At 54.5% G+C, this 16,455-nt stretch carries 14 protein-coding genes; 6 read left to right on the plus strand and 8 right to left on the minus strand.

The window, feature by feature from the left end; genetic code table 11:
- Positions 1-158: 158 nt before the first annotated feature.
- Positions 159-1,589, minus strand: coding sequence for an IS1182 family transposase (locus tag BFP90_RS02290; protein WP_065895849.1), 1,431 nt, complete (start codon positions 1,587-1,589; stop codon positions 159-161).
- A 127-nt stretch (positions 1,590-1,716) separates the two neighbouring features.
- Entirely contained in the window at positions 1,717-2,511 is a 795-nt protein-coding gene (locus BFP90_RS02295) for an AraC family transcriptional regulator (protein WP_065895859.1), read from the minus strand.
- 88 nt (positions 2,512-2,599) lie between these two features.
- Here BFP90_RS02295 and BFP90_RS02300 point away from each other — a divergent pair, with 88 nt between their 5' ends.
- Entirely contained in the window at positions 2,600-3,847 is a 1,248-nt protein-coding gene (locus tag BFP90_RS02300; protein ID WP_065895860.1) for an MFS transporter, read from the plus strand.
- On the opposite strand, the gene BFP90_RS26980 is transcribed toward BFP90_RS02300, so the two are convergent.
- Positions 3,760-4,671: a LysR substrate-binding domain-containing protein gene (locus BFP90_RS26980; RefSeq protein WP_015371104.1), complete on the minus strand. Its 912-nt coding sequence runs from the start codon at positions 4,669-4,671 to the stop codon at positions 3,760-3,762. The genes BFP90_RS02300 and BFP90_RS26980 overlap by 88 nt on opposite strands.
- Before the next feature lie 145 nt (positions 4,672-4,816).
- Between BFP90_RS26980 and BFP90_RS02310 the strand changes: the two genes are divergently transcribed.
- Genes BFP90_RS02310 through BFP90_RS02320 form a run of 3 tightly spaced genes read left to right on the plus strand, consistent with a single transcriptional unit; the run spans position 4,817 to position 7,599 of the window.
- Entirely contained in the window at positions 4,817-6,214 is a 1,398-nt protein-coding gene (locus BFP90_RS02310; protein ID WP_053139078.1) for an amidohydrolase family protein, read from the plus strand.
- Positions 6,215-6,225: 11 nt separating this feature from the next.
- On the plus strand, positions 6,226-6,699 hold the full coding sequence (locus BFP90_RS02315) for a DMT family transporter (protein WP_015371102.1): 474 nt from the start codon (positions 6,226-6,228) through the stop codon (positions 6,697-6,699).
- Positions 6,700-6,738: 39 nt separating this feature from the next.
- Positions 6,739-7,599: an SMP-30/gluconolactonase/LRE family protein gene (locus BFP90_RS02320; protein ID WP_065883888.1), complete on the plus strand. Its 861-nt coding sequence runs from the start codon at positions 6,739-6,741 to the stop codon at positions 7,597-7,599.
- A gap of 594 nt (positions 7,600-8,193) precedes the next feature.
- Here the strand turns inward: BFP90_RS02320 and BFP90_RS02325 are convergent.
- The 5 genes from BFP90_RS02325 to BFP90_RS02350 all read right to left on the minus strand — a co-directional run bounded on the left by BFP90_RS02325 (position 8,194) and on the right by BFP90_RS02350 (position 13,388).
- Positions 8,194-8,856: a hypothetical protein gene (locus BFP90_RS02325; RefSeq protein ID WP_065895861.1), complete on the minus strand. Its 663-nt coding sequence runs from the start codon at positions 8,854-8,856 to the stop codon at positions 8,194-8,196.
- A 425-nt stretch (positions 8,857-9,281) separates the two neighbouring features.
- Positions 9,282-10,160, minus strand: coding sequence for a tetratricopeptide repeat protein (locus BFP90_RS02330; protein WP_065894978.1), 879 nt, complete (start codon positions 10,158-10,160; stop codon positions 9,282-9,284).
- 454 nt (positions 10,161-10,614) lie between these two features.
- A complete protein-coding gene (locus BFP90_RS02340) occupies positions 10,615-11,604 on the minus strand; it encodes a hypothetical protein (RefSeq protein ID WP_065894980.1) in 990 nt (329 codons plus the stop codon).
- A gap of 55 nt (positions 11,605-11,659) precedes the next feature.
- Complete coding sequence (locus tag BFP90_RS02345) at positions 11,660-12,151, minus strand: hypothetical protein (RefSeq protein WP_065894981.1); 492 nt, start codon at positions 12,149-12,151, stop codon at positions 11,660-11,662.
- A gap of 616 nt (positions 12,152-12,767) precedes the next feature.
- A complete protein-coding gene (locus tag BFP90_RS02350; protein WP_015371100.1) occupies positions 12,768-13,388 on the minus strand; it encodes a tyrosine-type recombinase/integrase in 621 nt (206 codons plus the stop codon).
- 201 nt (positions 13,389-13,589) lie between these two features.
- Here BFP90_RS02350 and BFP90_RS02355 point away from each other — a divergent pair, with 201 nt between their 5' ends.
- On the plus strand, positions 13,590-14,057 hold the full coding sequence (locus BFP90_RS02355; protein WP_003192632.1) for a DUF1203 domain-containing protein: 468 nt from the start codon (positions 13,590-13,592) through the stop codon (positions 14,055-14,057).
- A gap of 809 nt (positions 14,058-14,866) precedes the next feature.
- Positions 14,867-16,297: an IS1182 family transposase gene (locus BFP90_RS02365; RefSeq protein ID WP_065895849.1), complete on the plus strand. Its 1,431-nt coding sequence runs from the start codon at positions 14,867-14,869 to the stop codon at positions 16,295-16,297.
- Positions 16,298-16,455 lie beyond the last annotated feature (158 nt).

Raw genomic sequence — 16,455 nt, forward strand, 5'->3', positions numbered from 1 at the left:
GGCCCAGAGTGTGTAAAAACGCTCAAGGCCTCGTCGTCTTGGATCATTGACGTTCGTGGCTGAACGAGCGCATGGCAAATACTGCGTATTGCATCAGCCGCGACCTGGAACACGTCAACTCTGTTTATAGCCTCTGGGATGGGCCAAAATCAGCTTTTTTATGCCGATAGCGCCTTCATCAAACCGTGAGCACCGATGAGTTTCATGACTCGTTTCATGTTGTAGGCGAGCACATTTAAACTCATCTCCGCGCCCACCCCGGCCAGCTTTCGCGTCAGGAAGTGCGTCGCACCCATCCATTGTTTGAGCGTCCCGAAGGGATGCTCAACCGTCCGCTTTCGGACTCGCATCATCTCCGGCGCTTTGCTCAGCCGAAGCTGCATCTCCTCCAATACGGCTTCATGCTCCCAGCGTCGAACCCGTCGTTCCGTGCTCGGAGTGCATTGCGACTTCAACGCGCAGCCCTGGCATTTCGAACTCCAGTAACGGTGCAACGTCAGGCCTTTTTCAACGTTGGTATAGCGCCAGATCAGCGCCTCTCCAGCCGGGCAAATGTATTCGTTTTTTGCCGCGTCATAGAGGAAGGCATCGTTATTGAAACGCCCGTCTGCCTTGGCTCCAGAGGTCATCGGCTTGGGCACATAGGCGGTGATGCCGGCAGCGTGACAAGCCAGGATTTGTTCGCTTTTGAAGTAACCTCGATCAGCCACTACCGACAACGTTTCTGACGCCATAGCCTCGCGGGCCTGCTTGGCCATTGAGCTGAGTTGATCGCGGTCGGAACCGACGTTGGTCACCTCATGTGCAACGATCAAATGGTGCTGAGTATCGACCGCTGTCTGCACGTTGTAGCCGACGATTCCCGTGCCACGCGTCTTCATGGAGCGGGCGTCTGGATCGGTCAGTGAGACCTGTTTATCCGGCGATTCATTGAGATGGATTTCGATCGCGTGAAGCTCCTTCATTTGAGTTTTGAGCTTGGCGATTTTCTCTTCCAGCCGCACGGCGCTAGGCTCGGAAGCTGTGGGTTCTTGCCGATCGGCAGCATCGAGTGCAGCCAGGTAACGCTTGATGCTCGATTCAATTTCTTCCATTCGCCGCTTCAATTTGGCGCTGGTGAAATTGCGGTCGCGGTTGTTGACTGCTTTGAATTTACTGCCATCGATGGCGACCAGATTTTCTCCGAACAGTCCCAACTGCTGACACAGCACAACGAACTGGCGACAGACGCCTTGAATGGCCTTGCTGTTGTCTTTTCGGAAGTTGGCGATGGTCTTGAAATCCGGCATCAAACGCCCGGTCAGCCACATCAGCTCGACGTTGCGTTGGGCTTCTCGCTCCAAACGTCGGCTCGACTGGATGCGGTTGAGATAACCGTAGATATAGATCTTCAGCAGGATCGCGGGGTGGTAAGCCGGCCGGCCTGTGTCAGCAGGAATAGCACCCTCAAAACCCAGACTGACCAGGTCGAGTTCGTCGACAAAGACGTCGACTACCCGCACCGGATTGGTATCGCTGACGTAGTCGTCGAGGCTCTCGGGAAGTAAGGTGCCTTGGCCTCGATGTTCACCTTGGATAAAGCGCTTCATGGGCGATCCCTGCGATGAAATCCTCAGAAATCATAGCAAGAGTTCGCGAAGGCGTTTTTACACACTCTGGGCCAATAGCAGACAGATCGTTCTACAGCCTCGGCGCTTTGTATCAGCCAGCAGAGCACTAGCGCAGAGAGGAAAAATACTGAGTAGGCGGTTTACCCAGTGCTTTCTTGAACATAGTGATGAATGCATTAACAGAGTCATATCCCAGGATGCCCGCCACACGTTGCACGGATACCCCCTCCGCCAAATGACTCAGTGCGATCATCAAATGCAATTGTTGACGCCAGCGTCCGAAGCTCAGCCCGGTCGTGCTTTCTACAAGCCTGGCCAGCGTTCGTTCACTGGTTGCAAGCCGAGTGGCCCACTCGCGCAACGTGGTTCGGTCGCCTGGATCTGAGAAGAGCGTATCCGCGATTTGTTTGATCTTGGGGTGGTCTGATATCGGCAAATGCAGCTCTTTCAGCGGGGCATCGGAAAGCTGCTCAAGCAGCACTGTAACCAGCCGAGCTGTCTTGCCCTCGGAATGGTAAGCAGGTTCCTGTTCAGCGAGATGCAGGACCATCTCCCGAACAAGGGGCGTAATGGCAACCGTGCAGCATTCTTCAGGCATGGCTGCCGCACCGGGCTCAACGAACAGAAAGCAGGTCCGGGCGTTTGCGGTCACTCGGCAACTGTGCGGCGTGCCGCCAGGGATCCATACGGCGTGCTGGGGAGGGACAAGCCAGAGTGCATTTTGCACCTCACAGCTCACTGCGCCATGCAAAGACAGGATCAGCTGGCCTTTACGATGATCATGCGGGCGGGCACCCGAATCATTGAGGTCAGGCGCAACCTTGAGGGCAATCGCTGCCTGGGCGAAAAGGTCTGAATCGAAATCTTCCGGCGAGGAAACGATATTTTTTGAGCTTGGCATAATTTAGGTATCGGGTGTCTTGATATCTATATTATACGGGCCTGAAGTTCTCTACAGTTGTCTTCTTTCAAGAGGACAGATAAAGAATATGTCAGATACAAAAAACAAGTGGCATGCCATCGCGCTCGTCGCAGGCATTCTGCTTATCGCCGTGAACCTGCGCGTTCCCTTTACCAGCATCGCGCCCGTTTTGCCGCTGATCCAGAATGATTTTGGCTTGAGCGCCTCAGCTCTAGGCCTGCTTACTTCACTGCCATTACTTGCCTTTGCAGCCTTCTCCCCGCTCAGCGCATCGGTCGCCCGCAGGTTCGGCATCGAGCGCACGCTTTTCGGTGCACTGTTGGTCATTTCAGCGGGCATCCTGCTCCGCTCCACAGGCAGCGCGTGGGCGTTGTACGCCGGTACGATATTGATAGGCACTGGGATCGCCCTGGGCAACGTGCTGCTGCCCGGCCTGATCAAACGCGACTTCTCGACAAAAATGGCGTCCATGACCGGCGCTTATTCCATCACCATGGGTGCAGCGGGCGCTGTCGGTTCAGCCGTAATAGTTCCGCTGACCCAATCATGGGGATGGCCGATTGCCCTGAGTTTGTTGGTCGCAGCCCCGTTGTTGGCGCTGGTGGTGTGGCTGCCGCAGTTGAAAAAACACGAACACGTAAATCTGTCAGGTCCGAAACAAGCGCCAACCGTGGCCGTCTGGCGTTCGCCGCTGGCATGGCAGGTCACACTGTTCATGGGGCTGAACGCGATGCCTTTTTATGTCGCCGTCGGCTGGCTGCCGACCATTCTGATGGACCATGGCATATCCCCGGAGCAAGCAGGCACGGTACACGGCACGCTTCAACTGACGACGGCCATTCCCGGCTTGATTCTGGCGGCCACGCTTCGTCGTCTCAAAGACCAGAAACTGGCAGCCGCTACCGTCAGCCTGTTAACCGCCTCATCCCTGATCGGGCTCATTTACGCGCCAGACTACGCCATGTTGTGGGCCGCGGTCCTGGGCTTCGGCTCTGGTGCCAGCATGATGCTCGGCCTGACCTTCATCGGCTTGCGCACAAAAAATGCCGGTGACACGGCGGCACTTTCAGGAATGGCGCAGTGCGTCGGCTACCTGATGGCAGCCGCAGGCCCCTTGCTGCTGGGCCAACTGCACGACTGGACCGGTGGCTGGACAGGACCGCTGCTGATCACAGCCGCAATCTCCGTAGCCGGAGCATTCACCGGCATGCTGGCCGGGCGCAACGTTCAACTTGAATCTGCTGAATCATCGTCGCGAACAAGCCCAGCAATCCAGTCAGCGAATGCGCTCACAGCTGGCGATAAAAAGCGCTGATGCGGGTATAGCAGGTGAACAGGAACCGATGCGGGCTGCCAGTCAGCAAGCACTTCGACCAGTCGCCCTTCTCGCAGATGCTCGCTGACCACGTTCTCAGCGAGCTGCACCAGCCCGAAGCCTTCAAGGCACATTTTGATGTAAAGCCCAGTCTCGTTGACGGCCGCTGTGCCGTTCACCGGGACTGAGATTTTTTCGGTACCACGGGCAAAGCGCATTTCACCTGCTTGCCTTGCGCGGCCCGAGAAGTAATGGATGGCCCGGTGGTGAGACAAATCTTGCGGATTTTGCGGAGTGCCGTTCTCTTCGAGATAGGCGGCAGACGCACAGGTTACCCAGCGAAACCGACCGAGTGGGCGCGCAACGAGCGTTGAGTCATCAAGCTCGCCTGTACGAATAACGCAATCGACACCCTCTTGAACCAGATCAACCTGCCGATCGTTGACGCCTATCATCAGGTAGATATCCGGGTAGCGCCTGTAGAAGTCTTGCAGGTTTGGCATGACGATGAAGTGTGCAATGCCACCCGGCATATCGACACGCAAACGCCCCTGTGGCCGTTTTACGGAATCCGTCAGGCTGGTCTCTGTGTGTTCGATCAGCTCCAATATTTCCCGGCATTGCGCCAGATATTGTGCGCCCTCAGAGGTCAGGCTGACCCGACGCGTTGTTCTGTTCAGCAGGCGTACCTGCAAGTACTTCTCAAGATTTTTAACGCTGCTGGTAACTGTGGAGGCCGGCAGAGAGAGCGTCTGCGCCGCCTGGATAAAGCTTCCTGCTTCAGCCACACGTACGAAAACCTGCATCGCTTGAATACGGTCCATGACTGTTAGCAGCCTCAAAGCAGTGATCGGGTAAAGTCGTTATTATTCGTAGATATTGAATAATAAAAACAGTTTAACCATCTTTTTCCCGCAGTATCGCATTGCGTACATTGCTTCCAACGAAATTTGAAGAGGTGTACAGAAAATGGCTGAATATAACCGCAGCATTGTGCAGGCCCCGACCGCTCAGGCCGCCCGCACCCTTATCCGCGGCGCCACTGTGCTGAGCATGGACGGTGATATCGGCAATCTGGCGCGCGGCGATATCCTTATCGAAGGCAGCACCATCACGGCCATAGGTGAAAACATCGAGGCCGGCGACGCTATGGTTATCGAGGCATCCGGCATGATTGCCATGCCCGGCATGGTCGATACGCATCGTCACTCCTGGGAGGGCCAACTGCGTCGAATCAATCCGAATGCCGAAACCCTGGAAGACTACTGCAACGCAACGCACTTCTCGTTCGCCAAATACTATCGCCCGGCTGACATGTATATTGGCAATCTACTGACTGCATTGGGGTGCATCGATGCGGGCATCACGACCGTGGTCGATAACTCGCACAACAGCCGCACCGGCGCGCACTCCGACGCCGCGGTCGAGGCGCTGCTCGATGCTGGTATCCGGTCTGTACACGCCTCCGGTGCGCCAGTTTCTGGTGAGTGGGACAAAGCCCACTGGCCCGGCAACCTGGAGCGTCTCCAGGGGAAATACGTCAAGAACGGTGACAACCCGCTGCTCTCGCTGGCGGTAATGGCGCAGCTGGAGCCTGAGCTATGGGCTGAGGCCCGGCGCTTGGGGCTGCCTATCATTACCGAATTCTTCGGCGGGGACATGGCAGCTGAGTTGGAGGGTTTGCATCGCGAGGGTCTGCTGCGCCCCGATAACATCTTCAACCACTGCACAGCGCTGCCGGACGCCGGCTGGAAAATCATTCGCGAGGCTGGCGTGCGGGTCAACGTATGCCCGCGTTCAGATGCCCACTACGGCATTGAAGATGGAATGTTCGCCATGCAGTCGGCCCAGCGTCACGGCATCAGCCCGGGGCTGAGTGTCGATAACGAAACCTCCTATAGCGGTGACATGTTCATGGAGATGCGGGTGGCGTTCTACCTGCAACGCGTCATGGGCATGCACCAGCAGCGCTGCTGCGGCGCAGAGCATCATCCGGTGACCCTGCCGGCTCATGGCCTGCTCAAAGCCGCCACTCTTGACGGCGCCACCTGTGCAGGATTGCAGGACAAAGTCGGCACCCTGACCCCCGGCAAACAGGCCGACCTGATCCTTATCAATGCGCAGGACATCAACCTTTACCCGTCGGGTAACGCATTCGGCACCGTGGTACACGCGGCCGAACGCAGCAATGTCGACACGGTCATGATTGGCGGGCGCATCGTCAAGCGCGGCGGCAAGGTGCTGGGCGTGGACAGCGAAAGGCTGCGTGCAGCAATCGACGAATCCCGTGAGCATCTGTTTGCTGCCGCAGGCTACCAGCCGGATATTTTTGCCGAGACATTCATGCCGCTTGAGTCAGCCAAGTAAGGAGGCGCGAAATGAACGCAGCTTACTACCTGCTGGCCATCGCCGCGGGGCTTGGCATTACCCTGCAGACCACGCTGAATGGTCAACTCGCTAAAGGTGTGGGTGGAGATTCCGTAGCGGCGGCGCTGTTCTCATTTACTGCCGGAGCGGTGTGCCTGGGCGTCTTTTCATTGATGCGTGGCGGGATAGTGGCCTCACTGGCGGCTATACCTGCCCAGCCCTGGTGGAGCCTGCTGGGCGGTCTGCTGGGTGCCGGTGCCTTGCTTAGTTATGTGGTGCTTGCGCCAAAAATCGGCCTGTCAGCCCTGCTGGGCCTCGCTATCGCAGGTCAGATTATCTCCTCACTGGTTATCGATCATTTCGGATTGATGGGGGCATCGGAAAGGCCGGTGTCTCTCATCAAGTTGGCCGGGTCGATGGTGATGCTCGCAGGACTGGCCATCGCCCTGTTCGGTGACAGGTGGTCAGCGCTTTTCTCCAACTGACTGCCTTGTTTGCCCCATCCTGTTTCGTAGGACGCAACCATGTTTAAAACCCTAAGCGGCACCACCAGTCTTCTTGGCGAGTGCCCTGTCTGGTGTGAAAGAACGGAACGCCTGTTCTGGACCGATATCCCTGGTTGCGAACTGCTTGCTCTGGACCCCGTGAGCGGTGAAGTACAGCACTGGCGAGTGCCCGAGCCGCTGGGGTCGTTCGCCCTTACGACCAATACAGACGTATTGCTAATGGGATTGGCCTCCTGCCTAGGTTATTACAACCTGAGTACTCTTCGCTTCACCAAAATTACCATCACGCCTGGAGTACCCGGAACCCGGGTCAATGATGGCCGCTGCGACCGTATGGGCAACTTTGTGTTTAGCACTATGGATGCCGGTGAGGCGGTGCAAACTATAGGGCGATTTCACCGGTTCAATGCCGCGACGCTCAAGACTGAAACGCTGGACCTTCCCGAAGTGGCGATCCCGAACAGCATCTGTTTTAGCCCGGACGGTTCCACCATGTATTACGCGGACTCCCTGCAAGGATGCATTTTCTGCTGCGATTACCCGTCGCTAGAAAACCAGCGTGTATTCACTACAGTCAACGGTCAGGGTGCTCCAGACGGTTCTTGTATTGATGCGCAGGGCTTTCTCTGGAATGCGGAATGGGGCGGTAGCAGAGTCGTGCGTTACGCGACTGACGGCAAAGTTGACAGCGTGATCGACTCCCCGTGTATTCAGACCACTTGTCCGGTGTTAGCGGGACTTGGTTATGAAACGCTTTACTGCACCAGCGCACGGATAGGGCTGGATAAGCCGGCAGATTTCGATGGCACGCTGATAAAAGCCGAAGCCGTTTTAGCTGCCGGATCCCCTGAAGAGCGATTTACAGGACGACTGCACTGAATAGTAGGTTCTAGCCTGTCGCGCCGTTCTGAATGCCAACTTGGTAGACGCGTATGAATGACCGCTTCTGGCCGATTTATGCCTGTTGCGAAGGGCCGCTTTTGGCCGATAGCTGCCCGTCACGAGCGGCAGTAATCGGCCGATTCTGTTGAAAAAGTCGGTTTTCTCAAGCAGCCAGAATACGGATCGACAAAAACGTCTTTTTTATGCGCTGCTGCGTGAAATCCGAGTCCGAATACCTCTGCGCCGTTTTTAGATTTTGATCTCAGGCGCGGATTTTTCTGTGGCGAAAACCACGCCCGACTTTTTCAACAGAATCGGCCAAAAGCGGTCAGTCGTGCCGTTAACTTTCGGCCAATAGGATCCTTTCATGAACAGCTCGCTGCCCTGCGGATTCCGCCGCAACTGATGGGCATTATTCCGTAGAATATTGGGCTTTGGTTCTATTTAAGTAAGTTGCGCAAATTTGAGCAATGAGCGAGTTAGAAATATTGCAATCACGCCTGCAACAGATCAATGACCTAAGTGGCGATGAGGTAGTGCAGCTAAACCCGGCGACACCGAAGCACAATAAAATCATTATTTACATTAATTTCAATTGTCATTCTGGCGGATTGAACAGTCCATTCTTGTTAAGTTCGTCCATTTGTGATTTTGAGGGCAGGAATTTTTTTCGGGAAAGAGAGACTTGGCAATTTTCCAAGTTTTCTGATGGATTTCATCAATGGAAATTAAACTATCATAAAGGTGCCTATAGGTGTATTGGACGTAATTTATCGCAGTGTTAAATAATAGTTCTCCCAGCACTATCTCTAGTTCGTCGCCAGATAGCTCGCGTCCGTTAATATTGTGCTGCTCAATGGCGGGTTGAAGTTTTTCCGCATGAAATTTAGCTCTGATTTCTACGCTTCTTAAAGCTGCTTCAAAACGTTCTTGTTCTGTGGTCAGATTGAGGGGATGGGCAATTTTTTCGATATCTGACAAGAAGTTAAGACTATCAAAATCAATTCTTACATCTTTATATTCGGGAAATTTAATAGCAGGCATAGAGATCGCCCTTTCTACAATTTCCGGGAAAGCATCGTAAGTTTCTTTAATTTGATACAATGCGTTGTACTGCCGCGCCAATGTAAATAAACATGCATCCAACGCACTTTTTCTCTTTTTGAGATTTATTTGCTCTTCCTCATGTTTACGAAATAAGAAGGCGAAGTATGAGCCCGCGAAAGCGCCAATGCCGGCAGAAAAAAAGGCCAAACCTTATCCGCTGCAGGTATCACTTGTTTTTCAATTGCAAGGCTCGCGAAATACCATAAAACTAGAGCCGCCAATCCAGTCAGAACACCCATCCATATTGGATCGTAACTTCTGAGGTTTTTCATCGCATCCCTTATCTAATATTAGCGTGTGGTCAGTGGTAAATTTTCTTGTTTTTCGATTCTGGCGGGCAATACTACATAAGATATTCGAGTTGAGGGATCGAGTCAGTTCATTCATCAGAACTGCCCCGATCATCCCGGTAACTATGAGGCGGGGATTAATATAGAGCAACTAATATTATTTCCTACGAAACGACTTTTTCAATAACATCTGGCGATTTTTCGATAGAATGATCAGTTGCGCGCTGGTAGCAGTGCCAGGTCGCACGTCAATAGCTCGGTGTTGCACTCAGAACCGCCCAATCAGCCCTTCAACACCCCTGCATCATTCGGACACGTCGGCTCAGGCGTGGTCTCGAACAACTCCTTGACCCAGCGCTCGGCGGCGGTGTACCAGGCAACGCTGGAGTACGCGATCTGTTGCTGTGCCTCTTCCGATCCATTGGCCGCGGCTTTGCGCAACCAGAGCTGTCGCTGCTTTTGATCCAAGGGGATATCCCCTTGCCCAAATCCGTACGCGTAGCTCAGCGCGTACTGTGCGGGGGCATAGTTTTGTTGGGCCGACTGGCATAGCCAATATCCGGCTTTGCGATCGTCGCTGCTGTAGCGCGCGTCCCATTCATCGAGTTGCCCACCAGCCAAGGCGAAGGAGTCCTCGACGCCTCGGTCGGCGCTCCAATAGAGCTTGCTTAAAGCGAACTGGGCTTCAGCATTACCATTTTTGGCCGCCTTTTCGTAAAAGTACATGGCGCTTTTCACGTCCTGCTTGACGCCGGTTCCCTGTAAATAGCTGGCGGCGAGCTCAATGTTCGCCAGGTCCAGGCCGTGCTTGGTGGCGAGCGTCAGGTACTGAATCATTTTCTTCTGGTCGGGTTCGCCTAACAGGCCATCACGGTAAATGATCGCGATCTCGAAAGCCGCGCGGTCGTTGCCTAGCTCCGCAGCCCTGTCATACCAGCGTATGGCGCCGGGATAATCCTGTCGGATGTAATAGGTGTAGCCCAGATTAAAAGCTGCGGAAATATCGCCTTCTTCGGCCTTTTTGGTCAGCGCAATTTCCTGCTCATAGCCATCGGCAGCCTCGACCGTGAAAGGCAGTGCGTCGTCGGCTTGAACCGCATGCGCGGTCAGGGAAGTAAAGCCGAGAGTCACATAGAGCAACCAGCGTGGATAGCTTGTCATAAGCAACGTCCTTGAAAGGTGGGTACAACGGCGGAGTCGTGATCAGTTCCCGATCATTCTGCCCATATCGGGCAAGAAGAAGTCGATTATAGTTTTCACCGCTGTTGCGTCGTCGCATCAAGGTTCGAGACGTTGAGCTGCGCAGCGGAGGGTGGTTGTGCATATCGATGCGAGCGACACCGAGGTTTTGCGCCTGTGGTTTTGTGACGGCCAGGGCTCGGGGTAAAGCGGTCGATAATTCCCTTAACTCTTGGCTGCTGGATCTTTCGCGGCTGGAAGGCGCTTGTCGCACCAGAGGCCCCCCCCACCGGCACGGTGCACGGTGGTCCCTTCTTCGATCCGCACGCAATACCGTTCTGCGTCACGGCGCAGCGCATCCAGTTCGTTGTCTGCGGCCTCGATCAAGGCGGCGGGGCTGTTGGTGTTTGTCATCGATCTTTTTTTCAGAGTTTCCTTAGGGAGATACGCTCTTGAGGATGCTTGCCACCAACGCCCGCAAGGCCCGTTGTTGGGTTATGGAAAAGCCCAGGGCAACGATGATCACACTCAGCCAGATCAAAAAGGCCTTGAACGGATCAAGCTCAACCACCACCAGCGCCCAGGTCACCAGAGCGCCGCCGATGACTCCCACCACCCACCAGCCAATGAGTATGGGCTGCACCACCCTTTGGATATCTCGATAGAGCAGCAACCGGGCGCCCCCCATCAGCACTAAAACCATCCCCGTCCAACCGAAAGCAGCCATCAACGGCAGCGATGCCCCCTGGCGCTGATACAATAAAGCCACGCATTCGTAGAACGGCCCCAATGCGCTCATCTGCTGGAACGTCTCGCGGCTGGGCAATTGCCACTGGGCCCATTGCGACTTATCAATAACCAGCAGCGCAAGGCTGAACAGCGCCACCAAGGCCCCACACACACCGAGGGCACGCCACGCCGGGACAGCGACGCGGTGATTTTTTACGCTACGTAGCCGTTCTACGCCGAACACTGCACCGGCTTGTTCGCCCTGAGCAATCACGATTTTGCCGTTGCGCTGGATAGCGGCGCCAATCACGACGACCTCCAGGCTTTCGCTGAGCAGAATCTCTCCTTGCCGGCGGCGAGGACCTGCGGTGTAACGATAATCTCCCAGTTGCGGCACCTGGCCTGAGAACAACGCAATACCTTCGGCGAGGACATCCACACAGCCGTGGGTATCTTTGAGGGTAAAGTCATTGCACTGGGCATCGGTAAATACCGTCCGCCATTCGTCCTCATCATCTTTATTGCGGTAGCTCTCCTGGATCTGCAGTGAATACCCCGCACAGGGCACGCCATCTACCGGAGAAAAACGAGACTCTTTGAGCACCACGGTACCGCAGACTTTTACCAGGCCTGGAGCTAGCGAGTACGAAGGGCTGAGAGGCAGTTGTTTGTCTGCACGGTAGAAGCCTTTGTTCATGGTCACGGCATCCCTGGCTAGTTGTAATGGCTTTCAATCGAAAACGTCCAACCATTCATTGATCCACCTTCATTATCCGGGCCGCTTGAGCTCGTTCAGATAACGGGATATTGGGAGGAAGTATTGAAAGGACATAGGTGACCCGTAATGGGCTCCCGAGGTTAACGATGAACGTAAATGGTGAATCGGCGAACTCAAAAACCAAGTTGAAGGTCCCATATGCACTGCGCGTGTCCACCCGCAAAACATCGCTTAATAGTCGTTGCCGTTGCCGTATGACTCGGTAAATCAACTGTTTCCCGTCAAGGCGGAATACTGGACTCAAACTATTGGTTGCCACCGCAATCCATGGAACACCACGCAATCCAGTAAACGTCGATAACACCGGGAACGCTTTCCCATCAAGGCCAGTGCCCGGTGAATAGGCTGGGGCAGCAAGCTTAGGCTTTTTCAGCTTTTTAAACAAAAAATACATGAACCACAGTGAAAGGCCCTGAGCAAAGATCACGATTGTGCCAAAGGCAATTTCCACCCATGTGATATCCATTATTTTTCGTTGACTCCGCAGGCGTAGCGTTGGCAGGTTGTTCCGTTGCTCCCCATAATACCGAATCGAGCGTTACTGGCGACGGAACAACAACGGTGGCTTCGGATTGGCGCTCAGCCTACCTTGGCAGGCGTCGGTGCTGGTGGTGCGGTCCAATAGCTAAAAACTCTGTGAGTTTCTCCTCGACTCTCAATCCGTCCGCTAAGCTCAATCTGCTTAAAGTGTGCAACTTCAGGTCGGTAGCCTCTTAAGCACCGCTATTATTCCCTTGGAAACAGGAAGCTCCTAACCGGGCAAGAGGCAAGGGTATCTATCTGGTGTTGTGGTTTGGCAGGCAGGCGAATCGCAAACATATCCTCACCAGCCCAGGGGGCAAGACTGCAAGACCCAGCTCGCCATCCGTCATGAAGGACATGCTGGAGCAACGGTGCAAGGCATTCCAGCAGGGAGGTGTAGATATAGTGGTACTCGACCTGACACGGCGGACCATCGACTTCTAATCCTCTGCCGCCGAGTAGTGCGCAGGACAATGAATCGACCTCGGTTTTCCAGACACATCCACGGTCTGCAATTGGCCGGTTAGCGACGGCCTGACTTCGACCGTCGCTATGCATGATCAAACCTCAGTCTGTTCCGCCATCTCCAGGGCGTCATCGACCTCAATACCCAGATATCGAACAGTGCTCTCCAGCTTCGTATGGCCGAGCAGCAACTGAACCGCCCGTAGGTTCTTCGTTCTGCGATAGATTAGTGATGCCTTCGTACGTCTCATTGTGTGAGTGCCATACATGGCTGGATCAAGGCCTACGGCTTTCACCCAGCCTTTGACGATACGAGCGTATTGACGAGTGGATAGATGGTCTGAGGTATGTAGCCGGCTAGGAAAAAGGCAGTCCTCGCTGCGAAGTTGTGCCTGATGTATCCAGGCCACGAGAGCTGACCGTGTTTGCTCAGTGATCTCAAACTGCACTGGTCGCTGCGTTTTCTGCTGCATCACCATGGCTCGTGATGATACGTGCTCGCCATGGGCGACATCACGCACGCGGAGCTTGGTTAAGTCGCAGGCTCGAAGCTTACTGTCGATGGCCAGATCGAAGAGAGCCAGATCCCGGGTTCTTTTCGCAATTTGAAGCCTTACTCGGATGGCCCAGATATCTCTCAGTCGGAGTGGGGCTTTCTGCCCGACTAGTTTTCCTTTGTTCCAGGGCTGACGGCCGCAGGTAGCGATGATGTTCATGACAAGTCCTCCACGTGTGGAAAGACAAGGATGGCTAATCAGAGCGACGGTCGCTAACCGGCCAAAAGCAGTCGCTCAGGTGAGACCGTTTTCGACCCTAAGCAGTCGGTCTCGGTCAGCTTGAATAAGGCAGCAAGAAACGGATAGTAAGTGCTGGACGAATTCCAGCCTGATACGACTCCAACTAATAGGAGTTTAACCATGGCGTTTCGTATAACTGGCCTTTCCCCCGAGCCATTCCAGTCACTGTTTGGATTGCCCGACCAAGAGCTAGCATCTCTCGGGATAAAGCGTTACATGGTCGACAGCAACCCAGGCTTTCCTGACCGTATCGAAATAAAGGATGCAGAGCTAGGTCAGAGTGTGCTTTTACTCAACCATCTCTCTCAGCCAGCCGAGACGCCATACCGTGCCTCACATGCGATCTTCATAAGGGAGTGGGCTACGCAAGCTTATGACGCAGTCGATCAGATACCCGAGTCTATGCGAATCCGTCTGCTATCACTTCGTGCATTCACTGATGATGGGATGATGCTCAATGCCGACGTCGTAGATGGAATAGCGATAGAACCTGTTGTTACTCGGATGTTTGCTGATCCAGGGGTTAGTTACATTCACGTTCACAATGCCAAGCAGGGTTGCTACTCCGGGCGAATAGATAGGGCGTAGTCGCCGCAGTCTCGATGGCTCGTTCCGCTTTCGACTTTTCTAGTCACCAACTTTCCGCTATTGGCCGATTTCTGCCTGTCGTAGCGGGCAGTAATCGGCCAGAACCGGATGTTTAAAGCTGGGGCAATGAACTCGTCGAATTTCTTCCCGCTTTAAGAGTTTGCCGACGCGCTTTTACACACTCTGGGCTGGCAAGTAGAGTTAGGAAATCAACTCGTCCCTTTTTATAAAGTAGGTGCAAATGGTGGCTCCCTTCGTTCTCCAGGACTTTGATGTTGGATGGGTCGCCACCGACGCCGTCGGGCAGGTTGCGCTCTTCACTACGGGGGGGCCAGGGCCGGTTCCTGATTCCGCAATGCCCTCCGTCGAAAACTCCGAAGAATTTGTCCTTTCATTGCCGGAGGTGTCCGATGTAGATCGGGTCACTGCCAGGGCTGGCGTAAACGCTTTCGTTGAATTTGCCAAACGTGGGTTCTTCGCGTACGACTGGTCAGACGTTCATCGCGATTCACGCCAGGCCTTGAGGGGGTATGAGCTGCAATGCCGCCCACTGAATCCACTGACACTTTTCGATTTGCCTGCCCCTTTACGGGCATTAGCTGAGGCTACTCGGCTATCTGATGTAACCTTCGGAGCACCCATCATAGTGATAGGTGATCAGGTTTCTTAGCCTTCATTCGGCGATTCGGAGCCGCTTTTTTGGGCCGGAAGCTTTCAGTTGCGTACCGCAGCTCCCGGCCCAGAGTGTGTAAAAACGCCTTCGCGAACTCTTGCTATGATTTCTGAGGATTTCATCGCAGGGATCGCCCATGAAGCGCTTTATCCAAGGTGAACATCGAGGCCAAGGCACCTTACTTCCCGAGAGCCTCGACGACTACGTCAGCGATACCAATCCGGTGCGGGTAGTCGACGTCTTTGTCGACGAACTCGACCTGGTCAGTCTGGGTTTTGAGGGTGCTATTCCTGCTGACACAGGCCGGCCGGCTTACCACCCCGCGATCCTGCTGAAGATCTATATCTACGGTTATCTCAACCGCATCCAGTCGAGCCGACGTTTGGAGCGAGAAGCCCAACGCAACGTCGAGCTGATGTGGCTGACCGGGCGTTTGATGCCGGATTTCAAGACCATCGCCAACTTCCGAAAAGACAACAGCAAGGCCATTCAAGGCGTCTGTCGCCAGTTCGTTGTGCTGTGTCAGCAGTTGGGACTGTTCGGAGAAAATCTGGTCGCCATCGATGGCAGTAAATTCAAAGCAGTCAACAACCGCGACCGCAATTTCACCAGCGCCAAATTGAAGCGGCGAATGGAAGAAATTGAATCGAGCATCAAGCGTTACCTGGCTGCACTCGATGCTGCCGATCGGCAAGAACCCACAGCTTCCGAGCCTAGCGCCGTGCGGCTGGAAGAGAAAATCGCCAAGCTCAAAACTCAAATGAAGGAGCTTCACGCGATCGAAATCCATCTCAATGAATCGCCGGATAAACAGGTCTCACTGACCGATCCAGACGCCCGCTCCATGAAGACGCGTGGCACGGGAATCGTCGGCTACAACGTGCAGACAGCGGTCGATACTCAGCACCATTTGATCGTTGCACATGAGGTGACCAACGTCGGTTCCGACCGCGATCAACTCAGCTCAATGGCCAAGCAGGCCCGCGAGGCTATGGCGTCAGAAACGTTGTCGGTAGTGGCTGATCGAGGTTACTTCAAAAGCGAACAAATCCTGGCTTGTCACGCTGCCGGCATCACCGCCTATGTGCCCAAGCCGATGACCTCTGGAGCCAAGGCAGACGGGCGTTTCAATAACGATGCCTTCCTCTATGACGCGGCAAAAAACGAATACATTTGCCCGGCTGGAGAGGCGCTGATCTGGCGCTATACCAACGTTGAAAAAGGCCTGACGTTGCACCGTTACTGGAGTTCGAAATGCCAGGGCTGCGCGTTGAAGTCGCAATGCACTCCGAGCACGGAACGACGGGTTCGACGCTGGGAGCATGAAGCCGTATTGGAGGAGATGCAGCTTCGGCTGAGCAAAGCGCCGGAGATGATGCGAGTCCGAAAGCGGACGGTTGAGCATCCCTTCGGGACGCTCAAACAATGGATGGGTGCGACGCACTTCCTGACGCGAAAGCTGGCCGGGGTGGGCGCGGAGATGAGTTTAAATGTGCTCGCCTACAACATGAAACGAGTCATGAAACTCATCGGTGCTCACGGTTTGATGAAGGCGCTATCGGCATAAAAAAGCTGATTTTGGCCCATCCCAGAGGCTATAAACAGAGTTGACGTGTTCCAGGTCGCGGCTGATGCAATACGCAGTATTTGCCATGCGCTCGTTCAGCCACGAACGTCAATGATCCAAGACGACGAGGCCTTGAGCGTTTTTACACACTCTGGGCC

This window comes from Pseudomonas sp. 24 E 13 (assembly GCF_900004715.1).
GTDB lineage: Bacteria > Pseudomonadota > Gammaproteobacteria > Pseudomonadales > Pseudomonadaceae > Aquipseudomonas > Aquipseudomonas orientalis_A.

What these genes read in the sequence shown, in the direction of transcription:
- BFP90_RS02290 (WP_065895849.1), bottom strand. Translation starts at nt 1,589, where the DNA reads ATGAAGCGCTTTATCCAAGGTGAACATCGAGGCCAAGGCACCTTACTT.
- BFP90_RS02295 (WP_065895859.1), bottom strand. Translation starts at nt 2,511, where the DNA reads ATGCCAAGCTCAAAAAATATCGTTTCCTCGCCGGAAGATTTCGATTCA.
- BFP90_RS02300 (WP_065895860.1), top strand. Translation starts at nt 2,600, where the DNA reads ATGTCAGATACAAAAAACAAGTGGCATGCCATCGCGCTCGTCGCAGGC.
- BFP90_RS26980 (WP_015371104.1), bottom strand. Translation starts at nt 4,671, where the DNA reads ATGGACCGTATTCAAGCGATGCAGGTTTTCGTACGTGTGGCTGAAGCA.
- BFP90_RS02310 (WP_053139078.1), top strand. Translation starts at nt 4,817, where the DNA reads ATGGCTGAATATAACCGCAGCATTGTGCAGGCCCCGACCGCTCAGGCC.
- BFP90_RS02315 (WP_015371102.1), top strand. Translation starts at nt 6,226, where the DNA reads ATGAACGCAGCTTACTACCTGCTGGCCATCGCCGCGGGGCTTGGCATT.
- BFP90_RS02320 (WP_065883888.1), top strand. Translation starts at nt 6,739, where the DNA reads ATGTTTAAAACCCTAAGCGGCACCACCAGTCTTCTTGGCGAGTGCCCT.
- BFP90_RS02330 (WP_065894978.1), bottom strand. Translation starts at nt 10,160, where the DNA reads ATGACAAGCTATCCACGCTGGTTGCTCTATGTGACTCTCGGCTTTACT.
- BFP90_RS02340 (WP_065894980.1), bottom strand. Translation starts at nt 11,604, where the DNA reads ATGAACAAAGGCTTCTACCGTGCAGACAAACAACTGCCTCTCAGCCCT.
- BFP90_RS02345 (WP_065894981.1), bottom strand. Translation starts at nt 12,151, where the DNA reads ATGGATATCACATGGGTGGAAATTGCCTTTGGCACAATCGTGATCTTT.
- BFP90_RS02350 (WP_015371100.1), bottom strand. Translation starts at nt 13,388, where the DNA reads ATGAACATCATCGCTACCTGCGGCCGTCAGCCCTGGAACAAAGGAAAA.
- BFP90_RS02355 (WP_003192632.1), top strand. Translation starts at nt 13,590, where the DNA reads ATGGCGTTTCGTATAACTGGCCTTTCCCCCGAGCCATTCCAGTCACTG.
- BFP90_RS02365 (WP_065895849.1), top strand. Translation starts at nt 14,867, where the DNA reads ATGAAGCGCTTTATCCAAGGTGAACATCGAGGCCAAGGCACCTTACTT.